The sequence below is a fragment of the Pseudomonas sp. GW704-F2 genome (assembly GCF_059423025.1).
Window position 1 is genome coordinate 268,127 of sequence record NZ_JBWKXO010000001.1, and the last position, 17,597, is coordinate 285,723.

16 protein-coding genes and 1 pseudogene are annotated in these 17,597 nt (G+C 55.4%); 10 read left to right on the forward strand and 7 right to left on the reverse strand.

From position 1 onward, the window contains the following. The first annotated feature begins 35 nt into the window (after window positions 1–35). The 7 genes from AC07W0_RS01245 (at window position 36) to AC07W0_RS01275 (ending at window position 6,220) form a co-directional block, all read left to right on the forward strand. Window positions 36–1,430: an ethanolamine ammonia-lyase subunit EutB gene (locus tag AC07W0_RS01245; protein ID WP_017848363.1), complete on the forward strand. Its 1,395-nt coding sequence runs from the start codon at window positions 36–38 to the stop codon at window positions 1,428–1,430. Continuing rightward, window positions 1,427–2,260, forward strand: a complete 834-nt coding sequence (eutC, locus tag AC07W0_RS01250; protein ID WP_017848364.1) for an ethanolamine ammonia-lyase subunit EutC — start codon at window positions 1,427–1,429, stop codon at window positions 2,258–2,260. The genes AC07W0_RS01245 and eutC overlap by 4 nt, the downstream gene beginning before the upstream one ends. 92 nt (window positions 2,261–2,352) lie before the next feature. Then, the gene (locus tag AC07W0_RS01255) at window positions 2,353–2,811 is read left to right on the forward strand and encodes a GNAT family N-acetyltransferase (RefSeq protein WP_017848365.1); all 459 of its coding nucleotides are present in this window, start codon (window positions 2,353–2,355) and stop codon (window positions 2,809–2,811) included. Window positions 2,812–3,119: 308 nt separating this feature from the next. Beyond that, window positions 3,120–3,776 (forward strand): DedA family protein, encoded by a 657-nt coding sequence (locus AC07W0_RS01260; RefSeq protein ID WP_017848366.1) that lies wholly within the window; start codon window positions 3,120–3,122, stop codon window positions 3,774–3,776. Between the two features lie 6 nt (window positions 3,777–3,782). Beyond that, entirely contained in the window at window positions 3,783–4,598 is an 816-nt protein-coding gene (locus tag AC07W0_RS01265) for a M90 family metallopeptidase (RefSeq protein ID WP_102616990.1), read from the forward strand. Between the two features lie 107 nt (window positions 4,599–4,705). After that, complete coding sequence (ppa, locus tag AC07W0_RS01270; protein WP_003176323.1) at window positions 4,706–5,233, forward strand: inorganic diphosphatase; 528 nt, start codon at window positions 4,706–4,708, stop codon at window positions 5,231–5,233. Between the two features lie 213 nt (window positions 5,234–5,446). Beyond that, a complete protein-coding gene (locus AC07W0_RS01275; RefSeq protein WP_102616991.1) occupies window positions 5,447–6,220 on the forward strand; it encodes a LexA family transcriptional regulator in 774 nt (257 codons plus the stop codon). 247 nt (window positions 6,221–6,467) lie between these two features. On the opposite strand, the gene AC07W0_RS01280 is transcribed toward AC07W0_RS01275, so the two are convergent. From AC07W0_RS01280 to AC07W0_RS01290, 3 genes are all read right to left on the reverse strand, one after another. Beyond that, window positions 6,468–9,296 carry a TrlF family AAA-like ATPase gene (locus tag AC07W0_RS01280; RefSeq protein WP_102616992.1) on the reverse strand — a complete coding sequence of 943 codons (2,829 nt, stop codon included), beginning with the start codon at window positions 9,294–9,296 and terminating at the stop codon, window positions 6,468–6,470. Between the two features lie 250 nt (window positions 9,297–9,546). After that, window positions 9,547–9,777 carry a hypothetical protein gene (locus AC07W0_RS01285; protein ID WP_046482507.1) on the reverse strand — a complete coding sequence of 77 codons (231 nt, stop codon included), beginning with the start codon at window positions 9,775–9,777 and terminating at the stop codon, window positions 9,547–9,549. Between the two features lie 69 nt (window positions 9,778–9,846). Further along, window positions 9,847–10,002, reverse strand: coding sequence for a hypothetical protein (locus AC07W0_RS01290; RefSeq protein WP_155677694.1), 156 nt, complete (start codon window positions 10,000–10,002; stop codon window positions 9,847–9,849). 117 nt (window positions 10,003–10,119) lie between these two features. Here AC07W0_RS01290 and AC07W0_RS01295 point away from each other — a divergent pair. Both AC07W0_RS01295 and AC07W0_RS01300 read left to right on the forward strand, forming a co-directional pair. After that, window positions 10,120–11,377 (forward strand): annotated as a pseudogene (locus tag AC07W0_RS01295) (DNA/RNA helicase domain-containing protein); the annotation flags it as partial. Window positions 11,378–11,576: 199 nt separating this feature from the next. After that, window positions 11,577–11,780: a DUF1016 family protein gene (locus AC07W0_RS01300; protein ID WP_052743318.1), complete on the forward strand. Its 204-nt coding sequence runs from the start codon at window positions 11,577–11,579 to the stop codon at window positions 11,778–11,780. A gap of 19 nt (window positions 11,781–11,799) precedes the next feature. On the opposite strand, the gene AC07W0_RS01305 is transcribed toward AC07W0_RS01300, so the two are convergent. Continuing rightward, complete coding sequence (locus tag AC07W0_RS01305) at window positions 11,800–12,036, reverse strand: DUF6124 family protein (RefSeq protein ID WP_046482509.1); 237 nt, start codon at window positions 12,034–12,036, stop codon at window positions 11,800–11,802. 449 nt (window positions 12,037–12,485) lie between these two features. Between AC07W0_RS01305 and ycaC the strand changes: the two genes are divergently transcribed. Beyond that, entirely contained in the window at window positions 12,486–13,121 is a 636-nt protein-coding gene (gene ycaC, locus AC07W0_RS01310) for an isochorismate family cysteine hydrolase YcaC (protein WP_046482510.1), read from the forward strand. Window positions 13,122–13,172: 51 nt separating this feature from the next. On the opposite strand, the gene AC07W0_RS01315 is transcribed toward ycaC, so the two are convergent. From AC07W0_RS01315 to AC07W0_RS01325, 3 genes are read right to left on the reverse strand one after another with little or no spacing between them, the layout of a single operon-like run. Further along, window positions 13,173–14,918: a LeoA/HP0731 family dynamin-like GTPase gene (locus tag AC07W0_RS01315; protein ID WP_046482512.1), complete on the reverse strand. Its 1,746-nt coding sequence runs from the start codon at window positions 14,916–14,918 to the stop codon at window positions 13,173–13,175. After that, complete coding sequence (locus AC07W0_RS01320) at window positions 14,905–16,539, reverse strand: GTPase (protein WP_102616993.1); 1,635 nt, start codon at window positions 16,537–16,539, stop codon at window positions 14,905–14,907. Before AC07W0_RS01320 ends, AC07W0_RS01315 begins: the two co-directional genes overlap by 14 nt. A 57-nt stretch (window positions 16,540–16,596) precedes the next feature. Further along, on the reverse strand, window positions 16,597–17,472 hold the full coding sequence (locus tag AC07W0_RS01325) for a P-loop NTPase family protein (RefSeq protein ID WP_102616994.1): 876 nt from the start codon (window positions 17,470–17,472) through the stop codon (window positions 16,597–16,599). Window positions 17,473–17,597: the final 125 nt, after the last annotated feature.

A 17,597-nucleotide genomic window follows, 5' to 3' on the forward strand; every position in this document is an offset into this window, starting at 1 on the left:
ACCCATATTTGCCCGCGTCATCAAGGAGACACTGTATGGCAAGTTTTTCCCACGCGGTGGGCGCATCGACCTACCGCTTCGACAGCCTCAAGGACGTGATGGCCAAGGCCAGCCCCGCCCGTTCAGGCGACTTCCTCGCTGGCGTCGCCGCACAGAACGATGGCGAGCGGGTGGCGGCGCAAATGGCCTTGGCGAATATCCCGCTGAAGCACTTCCTGCAAGAGGCGCTGATTCCCTATGAAAGCGACGAAGTCACCCGGCTGATCATCGACACCCACGATAAACAGGCGTTTACCGCCGTCAGCCACCTGACCGTCGGCGGCCTGCGCGACTGGCTGCTCAGTGACGCAGCCGATGAACAATCCCTACGCGCCTTGGCGCCAGGGCTGACACCAGAAATGGCCGCCGCCGTGTCGAAGATCATGCGCGTGCAAGACCTGGTGCTGGTCGCGCAGAAGATCCGCGTGGTCACCCGGTTTCGCGGCACTATGGGCCTGCGCGGCCGCTTGTCGACCCGCCTGCAACCCAACCACCCCACCGACGAACCGGCGGGCATCGCGGCGAGCATTCTCGACGGCCTGTTGTACGGCAACGGCGACGCCATGATCGGCATCAACCCGGCCACCGACAGCATCGCCTCGATCTGCGCGATGCTGGAGATGCTCGACGCGATCATCCAGCGTTACGAAATCCCCACCCAGGCCTGCGTGCTGACCCACGTCACCACCTCCATCGAAGCCATCAACCGTGGCGTGCCGCTGGACCTGGTGTTCCAGTCGATCGCCGGCACCGAGGCGGCCAACGCCAGTTTCGGCATCAGCCTGAGCGTGCTGCAGGAGGGCTACGAAGCAGGCCTGAGCCTGAACCGTGGCACCCTCGGGCAAAACCTGATGTATTTCGAAACCGGCCAGGGCAGCGCCTTGTCGGCCAACGCGCACTTCGGCGTCGACCAGCAAACCTGTGAAACCCGCGCCTACGCCGTGGCCCGGCACTTCAAGCCGTTCCTGGTGAACACCGTGGTCGGTTTTATCGGCCCCGAGTACCTGTACAACGGCAAACAGATCATCCGCGCCGGCCTCGAAGACCACTTCTGCGGCAAGCTGCTGGGGGTGCCGATGGGTTGCGACATCTGCTACACCAACCACGCCGAAGCCGACCAGGACGACATGGACACCCTGCTGACCCTGCTGGGCGTGGCCGGGATCAACTTCATCATGGGCATTCCCGGTTCCGACGACATCATGCTCAACTACCAGACCACCTCGTTCCACGACGCCCTGTACGCCCGCCAGACATTGGGTTTAAAGCCGGCGCCGGAGTTTGAACAGTGGCTGGCGAACATGGGCATTTTCACGCAAGCCGACGGCAAAGTGCGCTTCGGCAACAGCCTGCCACCGGCGTTTCGCCATGCCTTGGCGCAATTGGGATGAAGGAGCCGCCCGTGCAACCAGACTTACCCGAAAACCCGTGGCTGGAACTGCGTCGCCTGACCCCGGCGCGCATCGCCCTGGGCCGTACTGGCACCAGCATCCCCACCAGCGCACAGTTGGACTTCCAATTCGCCCACGCCCAGGCGCGGGACGCGGTCCACCTGCCCTTCGACCATGTCGGCCTCAGCACTCAGCTCGCCGAACGCGGGCGTGACAGCCTGTTGCTGCACAGCGCCGCCGTCGACCGCCACAGCTACCTGCAACGCCCGGACCTGGGGCGGCGCCTGAGCGATGAGTCGGCCCAGGCGCTGCGCGACCATGCGGCGGCCAACCCCGGCGGTATCGACCTGGCCGTGGTGGTGGCCGATGGTCTGTCGGCGCTGGCGGTACATAAACACACGTTGCCGTTTCTCACGCGCATGGAGGAACAGACCCACGCCGAAGGCTGGTCCTTGTCACCGGTGATCCTGGTGGAACAGGGCCGCGTCGCGGTGGCCGATGAGATTGGCCAGCTACTCGGCGCCAAGATGGTGGTGATCCTCATCGGTGAACGACCGGGGCTCAGTTCGCCGGACAGCCTGGGCCTGTACTTCACCTACAACCCCAAGGTTGGCCTCACCGATGCGTACCGCAACTGCATCTCCAACGTGCGCCTGGAGGGTTTGAGTTATGGCATGGCGGCCCATCGCCTGCTGTACTTGATGCGGGAGGCCTGCCGTCGGCAGTTGTCGGGGGTCAACCTCAAGGATGAAGCGCAGGTTCAGACCATCGAGTCAGATGACCCGGACTTGGTGAAAGGCAATTTCCTGCTCAGCCCGCCCACCGACTGATCCCCGCACGATTGCGCTTTTTCACGTCTTTAGGCAGCATCGAGTCACGGCCGCTCGCGTGGTCATATACCATCTGGAAGTTGAGGCCTGGCATGCGGATCACTCAAGCGACCCTGGAACACCTGGACCTGTTGACCCCGTTATTCGTCAAATACCGCGAGTTCTACGGGGCGCTGCCGTTCCCGGACTCTTCGCGGGCCTTCCTGGAAAAACGCCTGCGCCGCAAGGAATCGGTGATCTACCTGGCCCTGGCCGATGACGACGACAAGCGCTTGCTCGGGTTCTGTCAGCTGTACCCGAGCTTTTCTTCGTTGTCGCTCAAACGGGTGTGGATCCTCAACGACATCTACGTCGCCGAAGACGCGCGCCGGCAACTGGTGGCGGACAACCTGATGCGCGCGGCGAAGAAGATGGCCAAGGAAACCCATGCGGTGCGGCTGCGGGTGTCGACCAGCAGCAACAATAACGTGGCGCAGAAGACGTATGAGTCGATGGGTTTTCGCGAAGACAGCGAGTTCAAGAACTACGTGTTGCCGATCAGCGAAGACTGACCCCATCCCCAAGCCCGCCAAAATCCCTGTGGGAGGGGCTTGCTCCCGATAGCGGTGGCCCCGTCAGACTATTTATAACTGGCACGACCCGATCGGGGGCAAGCCCCCTCCCACATTTGGTTCTGTGGTGCTCTGGGAGCCGAGTGCCATGACATCACCCGCTACAAAACCCACACACTCTTTTCACTTCTCAATCCGTATAATGCCGACCTTTCAGGATTGTAAGAAGCGCGACAAATACTTGTAGCCTTATTACCCGAGCCTCCGCACAGGCCTGCTGAGTCGGGCCATTCACACAGGTGCCATCCATGGATTTCAACCCGCTTGACCTTATCCTGCATCTCGACGTCTACCTCGACCTGCTGGTAAAAAATTACGGTCTGTGGATCTACGCCATTCTGTTCCTTGTAATCTTTTGCGAAACCGGCCTGGTGGTCATGCCGTTCCTGCCGGGTGATTCATTACTGTTCATTGCCGGCGCGGTGGCGGCGGGTGGCGGCATGGACCCGGTCTTGCTCGCCGGTCTATTGATGTTGGCGGCGATCCTCGGCGATAGCACCAACTATGTGATCGGGCGAACAGCCGGCGAACGCTTGTTCAGCAACCCGAACTCGAAAATCTTCCGCCGCGACTACCTGCAAAAAACCCACGACTTCTACGACAAGCACGGCGGCAAAACCGTGACCCTGGCGCGCTTCCTGCCGATCCTGCGCACCTTTGCGCCGTTCGTTGCCGGTATCGCGAAAATGCCCTACCCGCGCTTCTTCGGCTTCAGCGTGCTGGGCACCGTCTTCTGGGTCGGCGGCCTGGTAACCCTGGGCTACTTCTTCGGCAACGTGCCGTTCATCAAGAAAAACCTCTCGCTGCTGGTGGTGTTCATCATCCTGCTGTCGCTGGTGCCGATGATCATCAGCGTGTTCCGCAGCCGCTTTGGTCGCACGTCCACCGAAGCCAAGTCGCAGTAACCTGCGATGTGGTCCCTCAGCGCCTGGCGTCGCCGGCGCCTGTTGGCCAGGCACCCGATTGCCGATGACACCTGGCTGCGGGTGCGCGAGCACCTGACCTTCCTCGACGGCATCAGCGCCGAGCAAGACCAGTGGCTGCGCGAAGCCTGCGTGGTGTTTCTCGCCGAAAAACACCTCACCGCCCTGCCCGGCGTCGAGCTGCACCAGGAACAACGCCTGCTGCTCGCCGCCCAGGCGCAACTGCCACTGATGAACCTCGGCGACCTCGACTGGTATCAGGGCTTCCACGAGATCGTGCTGTACCCCGACGACTTCCTCAGCCCGCAACGTCATCGCGATGCCAGTGGCGTCGAGCATGAGTGGGACGGCGAGCACAGCGGCGAAGCCTGGCAACAAGGCCCGGTGATCCTCGCCTGGCCCGGCGTGCTGGCCAGCGGCAACTGGGAAGGCTACAACCTGGTGATCCATGAACTGGCGCACAAGCTCGACATGCTCAACGGCGACGCCAACGGCCTGCCGCCCCTGCACCACGACATGCGCGTGCAAGACTGGGCCCGCGTGATGCAAGGCGCCTACGATGAGCTTAACCGCCAGTTGGACGCCAACCCCGACGCCGAAACCGCCATCGACCCCTACGCCGCCGAAAACCCGGCGGAATTTTTCGCGGTCACCAGCGAATATTTTTTCAGCGCGCCAGATTTATTGGTGGAAAGTTATCCACAGGTGTACGCCCAACTCAGTCATTTTTACCGCCAGGACCCTCTGGCCCGCCTCGCGCAGCTGCAAGCGCACGACCCGCGTTATCAGCCACAAGGCGAATGACTGTACGACGTCTGGTGCATGGCATCGGCGTCAGAATATGCCTATAATCGCCGCCACTTTTAGGCCAATCCGGCCATGTACATGGCCAACTACGGGGGCAACGCCCAATGAGCTACAGCAAGATTCCGGCTGGCAAAGACCTGCCGAACGACATCTACGTCGCCATCGAGATTCCGGCCAACCACGCGCCGATCAAATACGAAATCGACAAAGACAGCGACTGCCTGTTCGTTGACCGGTTCATGGCCACCCCGATGTTCTACCCGGCCAACTACGGTTTCATCCCCAACACCCTGGCTGACGACGGCGACCCCCTCGACGTGCTGGTCGTAACCCCTTACCCGGTTACCCCAGGCTCGGTTATCCGCGCGCGTCCAGTCGGCATCCTGAACATGACCGACGACGGCGGCGGCGATGCCAAAGTCATCGCAGTGCCCCACGACAAGCTGTCCCAGCTGTACGTGGACGTGAAGGAATACACCGATCTGCCGCCACTGCTGCTGGAACAGATCAAGCACTTCTTCGAGAACTACAAAGACCTCGAAAAAGGCAAATGGGTGAAGATCGACGGTTGGGGCAACGCAGACGCCGCCCGCGCCGAGATCATGAAGTCGGTCGCCGCCTACAAAGGCTGATACCGGCTCCTCATTGCTGCGGCAATCAAAAAGCCTCGATCATTCGGGGCTTTTTTTGTGGAAAAATTTAAACACCAAGTTCAATTATTAACACTCTATGTTGAACTAAGCAGCACCAACGAAAGATCAGGCTACAACTAAGTAAAAACCTACACCGGCAATTGAACGCATAGTTTATTTGATCTATTTTCCCGGCCAGTAAACTCAGCGTTTATGAATACATCAGGTGATCGCTTAAAAGCGCTATTACGGGAAGTTCATCTTTCCGCTTCCGACTTCGCCAAGAACCGCGGCGTCACGCCTCAGCACGTGAACAACTGGTTCAAACGCGGTGTTCCCATGGGCCGACTCAACGAAATCGCAGAACTGCTGTGCGTCTCCAGCCGCTGGCTGCACGCCGGTGTAGGCCCTAAACACCCACCGGCCAACTTCCTGTTGGACGCTCAAGATGCAAGGAAAGCATTGCCCACCCGCGAAGAAAGCGGCAAATACCTCACAGGCCCCGCCCGTTCCCCGGAAACAATCGATGTGGAGATCGCCCTCCATCCGTCCTTCACCTCAACCGAACGTATCCGCCTCTCCCGTCACACCCTCGACACCTTAAACGTAAACCCCGACCGCGCCCTCGGCGCCTACATGGTCGATAACAGCATGGTCGACATCATCCAACAAGGCGCCACCCTCGCCATCGACCGCGGCCGCACCCAAATCGTCGACGGCGAAATCTACGCCGTCGAACACGACGACATGTTGCGCATCAAATACCTCTACAACCGCCCCGGCGGCGGCCTGCGCATGCGCAGCCACAACGCCGGCGAACACCCCGACGAATACCTGACCTTCGATCAACGCTTCGAACAGAACTTCCAGATCGTCGGCTGGGTGTTCTGGTGGTCCACCCTCAACAACCGCCGCCCACCCGTGCCGCTGGATGAACACCTGCTGGGCTGGGAAGGCTCTAAATCGGATACGGAGGTGGGCAACTGAGGTGAATATGGGTATCATGCGCCGCACATTTGGCAGGGGCTGGTTTTAGGCCATTCACCCTGCCAGGCGATGCGGAAAAACGCCCGCGGATGCCCTGACTATTCAGCCAGACGCGATGTTGGCTGAGCGATTTGAAGGCTGGTGAGGTTTGTCAAAAACAAGCTGAGGCGGTCCCCGAGAAGCCGGCCACAAGCCGGCTTTTTAATTGTCCGAAATAATCCTATCCCATCCGATTATGCACAAAAAACTACTCAATTTTTCTTAAACGTAGATATCTCCGCTGAAACGCGTCCTCTCCCCCCTCCATAACTTTACAGATCTCTTCTCGCATTGGTTTATCTTGCAAAGAGCCTGCCTGACTAACAAAACATTGATGATTAAAGTCAAGCACATGAATCATTTCAGCATCACCATTTACCACAATATTCGGATTATGCGTGACAATTATCAATTGTCGACGCTGCTTGTTAGCGCGAATTTGTTGTACCACCAACTCATAAATCAAATGGTTATCTAAGTCGTCTTCAGGCTGATCTAGGATCAATGGCTCATCACCATGGGCTAACAAAAATGCGAGCATTGCTGCGGCTCTCTGACCAGCCGATGCCTGTCCAATCGACTGGAAGTCCTTCCCGTTGCCTTTTCGACTATACTCTACCTGCAAACCGTCCTCAGGAAACCAGCACGAAATATGATTAATAATCTCGGGCCGCTTTGCAATCTCGCCTGTTAAGTACTTATTAAACCACCCGCTAAATTCATCCTTACCACGACAGGCTGAGATCAAACGGCTTTGCACTTGTCTAACTGCATCTTCAATTTGCTGTGTAGCTGGAGTCATCGGTGTATCAAGGAGATGAGCAGCGAGCAGCAGATCAGCGACAATTCCTTTTGCCGCCGACCCACCTTGAGACTCAGCGTAAATATCATCTTTAAACCTATCTGGCACCCCAAGTAAATCGCGCAACGAACGATCTATTGCTAAAGGGTCACGACTATATGGAATTAGCTTTATTCTAACAAATCGATTATCTGCCAGTGTGTCCTGTAAAAACTGAGCTCGTTTATCGCTAACCGCACGTCTCGCGCTCCATACCTCATCAATCTGGACTTTTGCACGTGCCTTCAAGTCGTCAAACTGCTTTTTCAGCTCATTTAAGCGACTAGCTTCTGCATCAAGTCGTTGTCGCTCCTGTACTAGACGGCCGTACTCACTAGGATCGTTAACGCCTTGGCTCTGCAAATCTGTTTTTAACGCGTCATATTCTTCTTTTGCCTTTTCAACTCTTACTTGCCATCCACTCTGCGAAAGCTGCTCTCTCAAAGCACCATTATCATCATCCAATTGCTGAGCGATAGCCTCTAACTGTGCATGGGCCTGCATAACGGATGCCGCTAATTCGCTGACAACACCTAATGCATCCGCATCAATGATCGGGTCGAACCCACCAACAGGCAAATCATCCGTAAATAGCCCTTTGGCAACCTCACGTATATTTTCTGCCAGTTCATCAACACTTTCAAATTGCTTATCCAGCTCTCTAGATTGCCGGCTAGTTCGCTGATAAGACTTTAGTATTTCCGCATGACCACTGGACTCAAAGCGCGCCAATTTTCGCTGCACATCTTGCAATGACTGATTAAGTGCATCACGTCCTTTTAGACTGACACTTAGTTCTCGCAATTTTGCACAAGTACTGAAAAACCCACTAGCTGCGCTTTCTAGTAAATCCTTAGCACCAGCAGTTTCGGCCGCGTCGTCAATTACTTTCAACAAAGTTTGCTGACTTTCACCAGCTAACGCGGCAATTTGTCCCTGACTGAATAGCTTTATGGGAAACCTCTGTTCTGTAACAGCCTGATTCTCAGAGTTTATCCATTCACCCTCTACCCAGTCTTCGACATTTTGTCCTTGGCCATCTTGTTGCCACAACAAACGATGGCGAATGCCATCCCGACTGAGTGTAATTTTGATATTAGTAGCTGCGAGCAAACCTCCCAATTCGTTACGACTCTTGGCAACTCTGTTAAAGCGGGTAAACGTTTCACTTGGGTCGCCGCTCGCATCAAGTTCACGCTCACGCCTAAACGCAAGTCGCAACGAATGCACCACTGTGGACTTGCCCGTGCCTCGACCGCCAACTACCGCGTTGAAATATGGGTTGAACTCTAATCTGGTAGGTTTACCGCTACGCCCCATGAAACGAGCATCAGCTACTTCGATAGCTTCAACAAAGTGTTCTGGTCTATCAAATGGTGAAAAGGGTTCGACATCATCACTTCGGCGAACTGAAATACCTTGGCCATCCAACAGCGCCAACCTCAGACCTTCCAGCGACGGTTTAGCCATCTTGATCCACGTATATCGTGAGCCAGGTACAGCAGGCCCTCGGAAGGTGTGACAGTCAGAACCAATCACTTCGGCCCAGTTCAATTTTGCTTGGGTGTATGCAGAAGGCTTGGGGGTCGCCGGGGTCAACACTTCCATAGCAAGCACGCCAGGATTGCTCAGTAGGAGTTCTATCGTTTGATGATCGAGAGCAGACTGAGTCGAACCTTCTGTCTTGAGTTGGAGCAACCCCTTACTAGCATCGGCATGCGCTGGAATTGGCAGAGCGCCAGCGTCTAGCACCGCCTGTACCACGTCGGCTGCACTACGCCGGGTTACGCCGTCACTATCCCCCTTCGTACCACTGTAATCGACCTTGCCCAAGAGAGAGTCAATATCACTGCTGGTTGCATCGATATTAAAAACTGCTAGCAGATGAAAACCACCGTTAACAGAAAGCTCCACCCCTGGAAACAGATGTAGCTCGCGAAAGCCTTCAGGGGGATCGATCCGCATGCTCGCGTAAGCGGTCTTTAGCTTGTCGACCCAGGCCCCACTGTTGTGATCAGTGACCGCAACGCAGTCGATACCAGCCGACATGTATTTAAGAAGCCATTGCTCAGCCGTAAGCTCGTCAGCGGTACCCTTTGCACGCTGCCAAGCATCGGTATCCTTGGACGCGGGAGTATGGGTATGGAAGTCAAACTTCCACCAGCGAGCACCGGGGTAAGTCCATTCAAAGCTCATTAAAACTCCTTCGCGCCTAGGAACTGAGCTTGACCTCAGCTGACCGCTAGACGTTACCACTCAACTGTACGAAATAACGATGCCCTTTAGGCAAGTTTCCTTATATAGGCGGTAAGGGTCAGCCAGGCTAAGTAACTGGATTAAAGGTTGAAACGCGGTGTGGCGGTGACTCGCTACCTGGATGATGGTGCCCCGCCCATCGACAGCGCGCGGATCTATCAAGCGCCCCTGGACCGAGAAGGACTCAGCGCTACTTCGCTTGCTTCTCTTTCAATTTTTCGAGGGCATCAGGCAGATTCTGAATAAATTTCACGCCTAGATAAAACGATCCTTTGCCGACCAGCTTTGCCGCCGAAGCAGCCCGGGCCACACCCGTACCATGGGAAAAGTCATCCTTAACTTCGTTCCACGCATCACCCATCATCTTATCCAGCGACTCACTGAAGGAAGGTCTGCTTTTTTCCTGAATCTCATCGTCCATACGCTCTTTCCTCAGGTAAGCAAGCTCATAGCAATGAGATGAGCTTGCTATACATGCAATGTGTTGGTATCAGGTCTCTACTGCAGAAATGATTTTTGCCTGCCCCCGTTCCCGCTCTTTGATTTTTTCCTTCGCTTGACTCGCACTGCTCGCCCGCACACTGGTAGTGATTACCGAAGAGTTCGTGCCACGAGTAAACGTTACGCGAAAGTTCTTGTCGCTCATCCCTGTTTCTCCAATTGATATCAAAATGCCTTGCGAGCAAACATTTATCAGTTGGGTCTCAAAAGCACAACCCTGTTCTACGACGAAACGTAGTCGTCCACCTGACTAATCTTGCCTAAGTCAGGTCTTTACGAACTCGACAACGGGAAGATTCGCCCGTCCAAAGCTCTGGCTGAGGCGCTGAGCGGGCTAATGAAAGGCAAGCCTGAGTTCGTATTGATTGATGATCAAAAGTCAATCTTCGAGTCGGCGCTCGCTGCGGCAAGTGAGGCCTCTATTGAAGCGCCAAAGGTGCTGATCATCGAAGGCGGTCCGGGTACCGGAAAAACAGTATTAGCGATCAACTTGCTGGTGAGGCTCACCGCCTTGAAGCTGTTGAGCAAGTACGTCTCAAAAAATGCTGCGCCACGCAAGGTGTACGAGAGCAAGTTGGTTGGCACCGTCAAACGTAGCCACTTCTCCAACTTTTTTCCGGTTCGGGAGCCTTCATCGATACCGAACCCAATACGTATGACGCGCTCATCGTTGACGAAGCCCACAGGCTCAATGAGAAAAGCGGGCTTTATGGAAACCTGGGAGAAAACCAAATCAAGGAGCTGATCGAGTCAGCAAAATGCTCGATTTTTTTCATCGATGAAGACCAGCGCGTGACCTTGAACGACATTGGTAGCAAGCAGGCTATCCGCGCCTTTGCCAAAGCCAAAGGCGCAACCGTGGAGGAATACATACTGTCTTCCCAGTTCCGTTGCAGTGGTTCTGATGGTTACCTGGCATGGTTGGATGACGTACTGGGGATTCACGCGACAGCCAACCCGCTGCTCGATACCAGCGAATATGAGTTCAAGGTGTTCGACTCTCCTCAGGCGATGCACGCGGCTATCGAGCAAAAAAACCACGGAAACAAGGCTCGCGTTGTCGCGGGTTACTGCTGGCCTTGGCTCAGCAAGAAAAACTCCAAGGCCACTGACATCGTTATCGGCGATGACTACGCACGCCAATGGAACCTGGATCAGGATGGCAGCTTGTGGATCATCGCTGAAAACTCCATTGAACAGGTCGGTTGCATCCACACCTGCCAAGGGCTGGAAGTGGATTATATTGGAGTGATTATCGGACCGGATTTGGCCGTGCGTGATGGGCAGGTGGTGACGTCGCCGCATGAGCGAGACAAGCACGACAAATCGATTCGTGGCTGGAAAAAATTGATGAAGGAGCAACCTGCTCTGGCGCATCAGGAGACAGACCGGATCATCAAAAACACGTATCGAACACTGATGACCCGTGGGATGAAAGGCTGCTTCCTGTACTGTACTGTACCGATCCGGAGACCGCACAATACTTTGCAAGCAGGCTTGCCGAACACAACAACGACTGATGGATCCGCGGGGTGACCTCTAGAGGCCCTACCCCCTACCTACCTTCCTCTAGGCCGGACGCTGAAATTGTCCAACAGGCTGTTGGACATTTGCCTTGGGGACATAATCTGTTGTTGCTTGCCAAAGAAAGATCCCCAGCAACGCCAGGCCTGTGCGCAAAGAGCCGTAGAATATGGATGGTCACGCAGCATACTCGGCATGCACATCGAAACTCGTTTGTTGGTGCGTGAAGGCAAAGCGCAAAGCAACTTTGCTATTCAGTTACCCGCACCCGGCTCGGACATGACCCAGCAGACTCTGAAAGCTCCCTATGTCTTCGACTTTCTCGATGTTGCCCGTGAGGCATATGAGCGCGAAATCGAACACGCAGGCCAGTACAGCATTTGGTCAGCAACCTGCTGACCAAATGCCCAATATAACGTCACCTAGGCTTCAAACACTCCACCGCCCGATCCGCTACCAGCTTCGCCATCTCCACCAAATGCATCACCGCCCTCTGCGGCGCAGCCAGCGGCTCCCCGAGTTCCTGCGATGTCGCCACCGCACATTGCAGCAACTCAGCCACGCGCACCCAGGCATCCTCGAAGCTCAGTTCTTCATTGACAGTAAAGGGGTTGGCCGCAGGCGATGACGGTGAATCCGAAACAACGTTATCCATAGCAAAACTCCAATCGATAATTTGGAGCTGCCACTTTCCGCGACTAAACGAAAGGCGGCAGCTGTACGCAGGTTAGTCGACCGGTCGATTGGAACCCGGCGCACCCGAAGGTGCCCTGCGTACAGCCACCATAAGAGGCAGGCGAAGGGGGGCCTGACTCATGAGTTGCTCATACGCCAATCGAATTCGGGCGACTAAACCCGATCACTGAATTTGCAGTGACGGACCGCAGCCTAGTCACGGAATTTCGCTGGCGCAAGCGGCTGGGATTCTCTAGGAAACGTCCTGCAAATGAAAGGGATCGAGACTGCTGGCCGTTCAAATCCATTGTCCTTTCCAAGTTGACAGTAAGACGCCTCCCAGCCGATTTATCCCCCACGTCCCACCCATTAATCTGTGCCCATGTTGAACGCAACGCCCAACCCACTTAAACAAAAAAGGATTCAACCATGAGCACGCCAACCTACAACCGCTTGAACAAAGACGACGCCGTAGTCCTGCTGGTCGACCACCAGACCGGTCTGATCTCCCTGGTGCAGGACTTCTCGCCCAACGAGTTCAAGAACAACGTGCTGGCCCTGGCGGACCTGGCCAAGTTCTTCAACCTGCCGACGATCCTCACCACCAGCTTCGAGCAAGGCCCTAACGGCCCGCTGGTGCCGGAGTTGAAGGAGATGTTCCCGGACGCGCCGTACATCGCTCGCCCTGGCCAGATCAATGCGTGGGACAACGAAGACTTCGTCAAGGCGATCAAGGCCACCGGGCGTAAGCAGATCATCATTGCCGGTGTGGTGACGGATGTGTGCGTGGCGTTCCCGACGTTGTCGGCGCTGGCGGAGGGGTTTGATGTATTTGTGGTGACGGATGCGTCGGGCACCTTCAATACCACGGTGCAACAGGCGGCGTGGAGCCGGATGACGCAGGCCGGTGCGCAGATGATGAACTGGTTTTCGGTGGCGTGTGAGCTGCATCGCGACTGGCGCAACGATATCGAAGGCCTGGGCAATCTGTTGTCCCAGCGTATTCCGAACTATCGCAACTTGATGAATGGTTATGCGGCGCTGACAGCGCAGCAGGCTCAGTAAGGCCGCCTGTCAGGACAAGCCTGACCAGCACCGCTGGCCAGGCTCATGTCGTCAAATCACCCGATACTCCCCTTCAATCACCTCACTTGAACCAAACGCTTGGCTCAGGTGCGTTTCCACCTCTGTCAGTTGCGCTTGACGTTTGCGCAAATGCTCAAGGTTGCCTTCTTGTTCCACTAGAATCTTCTCGAACCCCTTGATCTGCGGTGCAAAGATTTCCATCACCTTGTCGTGGTCTTTGAGCAGTTTCATGGGTTCAGCGAAGTGGCTCTTGACCACTTCGGCAAGGTCATTCTGCAGTTGTTTGAGTTCGGTTTCCGCGCGCTGCTGCTGGGCAACGCTGATGACGTCGGTCAGTACCTGGATGCCCGCGCCGATGGGCCCCGCCCAGCGGCTGATGTTGGCGGCCAGTTTAGTGGCTTCCCAGGGTTTGAACTTGTAGACATATCCGGTGAGGTTCTTGAGGGTTTCACGGGCAAGGAACACGCCGTTCTTAATGCTTTCGACCGGGATCTTCGAGACAGCACTCAACGCCCTGCTAGAGGCAGATAAGGCCGATGCAGTGATGCTGTCGGCAAAGTCCGACGAGCAGTCCAACTGATGTTCGATGCTGGCACTGATGCCATTCATGATGGTCGAGGACTGGTTGAATGCAGTGCTGAACAGGAGGTCGATGCGGAATCGCAACTTCTCTCCGATGTCGTTCTTGGTGAAGCCGATTTCCGCTTCAAGAAAGGCATGAACCTGATCACGCGGCAAGGTGCGAATGCTGTTGAGCAGGTCTTTTTCCAGGTTACTGAGTTCCTGGTAAAGATTACCGACGGTGGCCAGGACTTTGCGTTTGCCTTCGTCAATATCTTCCTGAATACGTGCCGAGTCACGACGCTGGTTGGCAGCAAGAAGTTCGAACCTGATCAGTTCATCCTTGGCGACACTGATTTTTTTGCCCAGCACATCACGGACCACATCGATTCCGGTTTTCTTGATCAGGGTTTCACGCCCGCTGCCGTCAAGAACGTGTTGGGTCACTCGTTTAAGCTCGTTGATCCGCGAACGCTGGTCATACAGATCCTTTTGTTCCAGCCAAAACTCCAGACCACGACTGTTGGGGTTTGACGCGACGCAGACCACGTTGACAGCTTTGCGCTCGGCGGGTGTCAGGTCAACAAAACGCTGTAGTTTGTCGAGTAGGTTGGTCTTCTTGATGGTGCTTTGCTGCTGAAACTCTTCAGCGTCGCGCAGGTCGGCCACTTCATCCATCTTATTAATGATGAAGATCGTCGAGCTCAATTTATTGAGGTCACGCAATACCCAGCGGACGATGTCCTGGTGGCTTTCCTTGAGTGGGTTCGTCGCATCGACCACGTAGAAAATCAGATGTGCTTCGGAAATGTAGTTCTTGGTGATATCGCCGTACTGGATAAGAGCACCGTTTTCCGCGGTTTTTTCCTTGTCACCAAAAAGACCGGGGGTATCGACGATTTCGCAGCGGTCTTGCAGGTTTTCGGGCCGGTAGATCGCGAGCGCGTCCGAAGACTCGTTTGTGTCGATCTTCATGTCCTTCATCACCTGGCCCAACCAGCCGGCAACTACACTGGTCTTGCCATCGGAGAACGCGCCCAGCAGGGCGATGCGCAGCGTATCGGCCTGGACATCACCAATGGCTTTTTTGATCTTGTCGATATCCTGGGCCACGTCCAACCCCAGTTTCTCCAGCTCACCTACCAGGTTCTGGAGGTTGTCGAGCGAGTGAATCACCTCGGTCTTGCTGGCGTTGAACTGCTTAAATTGTTCCATGGGGCTTAGCTTCCACTTGATTTTTCAACGCCTGGATAGAGGCAATTTTTTCGTCGAACAAGGCACCGACGTCAGCCATTTTGCGGCGCTCATCATCCAGCGGGCTCAGGGTTGAGCCTTCAATCTGGGTCTTGATTTGCTCCAGCATGGCTTGGGTATCCCGTTCGAACGTCTTTTCGCTCGCAACGCGTTCTTTCTTGATGGCTTCGGTGATATTGGCTTGTGCTTCGGCGATCTTCTTGTTGCGTCCGCCGAAGAGGTAACTCAACCCTGCGGCAAAGATTCCGACGACACCGCCGATCACGGCGCCAATGATGTTACCCACCCCAGGGAAGAAGAACGTACCGATCGTGAAACCACTCGCGGCATACCCTCCGATACTCAGTAGGAAACCGCCGAAGTCGGAAAAGTTGAAGTCGATTGCATCCATCGCGCTGGATAGCGAAATTGAACTACTGGCCGCGGTGTTCAAGCGTTGTTGAAAACTAACCCGCTCCGCGTTCTCTTGCAGACGCTTGAGTGCCCGCTCAATATTTTGTGACAGTTGCTGCAGAACCTCTTCCTGGCTCTCTTCCAGACGTTTGGCAAGCTGTTCTTGGCCCGCACTGACGTGTACCTGGATCACCCGCTCTACTTCATCCTTATCACTGAAGTGCTCTTCGACCGCTACACGTGCGGCACTACTCAGGTCATTGAAAAAAATACCGAGGGCATTGCTGCGGCGTTTGGTGAAGCTGGTTTTCAGCTCTTCAAAACTGAGCCGAATGGATTTCTGACACTCTAGGATTTCCGCACTGATCTTGTCGGAAAATGCCTGGTGCTCATCCCGTTGTTTCTTCAGATCATTCACGGTGTCTTGCAGCAAACGCAGCACTTTGCGCTTGTTGCTTTCAACGATATCAACCTCAAAGTTGGCGCACGCCTGGCCGATGACTTCGTGCAACTGGTCCAACTGGCTGAAACTGCGCATAGCTTGGCGGCTGGAGAAGTCCTGCTGATAGGCTCGTTGCGACTTCAGCAGGTCAGTACGGCTGGGGTGGATACTGGTCAGGCCGCGCTCATCAAATGCTACGCCGGTCAGGCCGAGCAACCCTTGCAGACTCTGGCAACCACTGACCAATTCGGCGCCGAGAATGTCTTCGAGCACCTCGCGGGTCTGCTGGCGGGTTGCGAGTGCGTCCTTGTGGGTACGCTCCAGCGACTCGCGATCGGTGTCGAACTCATAGGAGTCCGCCTTGCCGCGCAGGTTGCAGATGGCGTAAACCTTGGCGTCACGGTTGAGGTAGTGTTTGATCTTTTGGGCCGTCTCGGCCTCCGGTTTCTTGTTGGTACCGTTGACGTAAAACACCAGGTGGGCCTTGGCGATAGCCGCCTGGACCATCTTTTCATACTTGCTTTCGTTACCCTCGATACCGGGAACGTCGATCAGGTGGAAGCTCTTGCCCTGATGGTTGAACTCGTAGATCACATTATCCTGGGTGAAATCCGCACGACCAGTCCCGACGATTTCACCGTCGATCTGTTCGGCACAGCGCTGCAGGCGCTCCAGTTCTTTCTGCTGTTTCAGCAGGGTCGGCAGCCTGTCGCTGACCAACTCGCTCAAGGAATGTTGTTCGCGCATGGTGGTGTCCGGGAGTCGACGAATGAGAAATAAGTGCCGGGCAAAAAGACGCCGACCTTAAAGCAATTGGGCGTAACCCAAGACTCCCGCGATGACACCGAACGCCAAACCCACGGCCAGACCGATCACCAGTTTCACTGTTGCACGCCGCTCTGAAGCAATGCGCGCAACCTCAGCCTGGCGCTGACTTTCGAGCAATTGCGATTGGCTGGCTTGCAACTGAGTACTTTGCTCCGTCAGTTGCTGCTGACTGCGCTGGCAGTCGCTGCGTGCGCCTTGTAACTGCTGACCAACCTGTTGCAGTTCACCCCGGACCTGGCCCAGCATGCTCTGGCTTTCACTCAGGCGCGTTTCGGTGCCTTGCAGCGCTTGGCGCGTGTTATCCAAATCGCTCTGGGCATGATTAAGCCGCTCTTTGCAGAAGGTGTAATCCTGCTGGGTATGCTCGAGTTGCTGGCGGGTGCTTAACAGGTCGCGCTGGGTCTGGTTGACCAGGGCGCCAATGTCGTCCCCCAGCGCGGCAACGTCTTCGCAGAAGCTGACATAACGCGTACTGAGTTCGTCAATAAGCGCGTCGCTTTTCTCCGAGAACACCGCCTGGATATCACTGACGGTGGCCTGGTTTCTTTTGATCAGCGCCTGGCGTTTCTTTTCTTCAAACAGAATGCGCAGGCTTTCAATGATCGTGCTTTTCCCAGCGTTTGTTTCGCCGAAGAAGGCGATGGTGAAGTTGTCCCACTCGGCATGTTTCTCGAGATAGGTAATCTCGGAGTCGAACCGCAACTTCATTTCGCCGAGTTTTTCTTTAACGCTGGCGAGGTGGGCATTGCCCTTGTCGTTACTGACATCAAGCCTGGAAACGTCTTCCAGTGCAGTGGCGATATCACTCGCCACACGCGCATACAGCTTGGAGAAATCCTGAGCCTTACTCATATCGTCCCTTAATAATGTATCCAGGTGTACTACGCTTCAGGTGGACAAGTTGCATTTTGCCATCATCGGTGTCAAGTTGATCGGCAGTACACTGCAAGATCCAATTAGCGGCGGTCCGGCTAAGA

Coding starts and splice junctions, on each gene's coding strand:
- AC07W0_RS01245 (WP_017848363.1), top strand. CDS start 36: ATGGCAAGTTTTTCCCACGCGGTGGGCGCATCGACCTACCGCTTCGAC.
- eutC (WP_017848364.1), top strand. CDS start 1,427: ATGAAGGAGCCGCCCGTGCAACCAGACTTACCCGAAAACCCGTGGCTG.
- AC07W0_RS01255 (WP_017848365.1), top strand. CDS start 2,353: ATGCGGATCACTCAAGCGACCCTGGAACACCTGGACCTGTTGACCCCG.
- AC07W0_RS01260 (WP_017848366.1), top strand. CDS start 3,120: ATGGATTTCAACCCGCTTGACCTTATCCTGCATCTCGACGTCTACCTC.
- AC07W0_RS01265 (WP_102616990.1), top strand. CDS start 3,783: ATGTGGTCCCTCAGCGCCTGGCGTCGCCGGCGCCTGTTGGCCAGGCAC.
- ppa (WP_003176323.1), top strand. CDS start 4,706: ATGAGCTACAGCAAGATTCCGGCTGGCAAAGACCTGCCGAACGACATC.
- AC07W0_RS01275 (WP_102616991.1), top strand. CDS start 5,447: ATGAATACATCAGGTGATCGCTTAAAAGCGCTATTACGGGAAGTTCAT.
- AC07W0_RS01280 (WP_102616992.1), bottom strand. CDS start 9,296: ATGAGCTTTGAATGGACTTACCCCGGTGCTCGCTGGTGGAAGTTTGAC.
- AC07W0_RS01285 (WP_046482507.1), bottom strand. CDS start 9,777: ATGGACGATGAGATTCAGGAAAAAAGCAGACCTTCCTTCAGTGAGTCG.
- AC07W0_RS01290 (WP_155677694.1), bottom strand. CDS start 10,002: ATGAGCGACAAGAACTTTCGCGTAACGTTTACTCGTGGCACGAACTCT.
- AC07W0_RS01300 (WP_052743318.1), top strand. CDS start 11,577: ATGCACATCGAAACTCGTTTGTTGGTGCGTGAAGGCAAAGCGCAAAGC.
- AC07W0_RS01305 (WP_046482509.1), bottom strand. CDS start 12,036: ATGGATAACGTTGTTTCGGATTCACCGTCATCGCCTGCGGCCAACCCC.
- ycaC (WP_046482510.1), top strand. CDS start 12,486: ATGAGCACGCCAACCTACAACCGCTTGAACAAAGACGACGCCGTAGTC.
- AC07W0_RS01315 (WP_046482512.1), bottom strand. CDS start 14,918: ATGGAACAATTTAAGCAGTTCAACGCCAGCAAGACCGAGGTGATTCAC.
- AC07W0_RS01320 (WP_102616993.1), bottom strand. CDS start 16,539: ATGCGCGAACAACATTCCTTGAGCGAGTTGGTCAGCGACAGGCTGCCG.
- AC07W0_RS01325 (WP_102616994.1), bottom strand. CDS start 17,472: ATGAGTAAGGCTCAGGATTTCTCCAAGCTGTATGCGCGTGTGGCGAGT.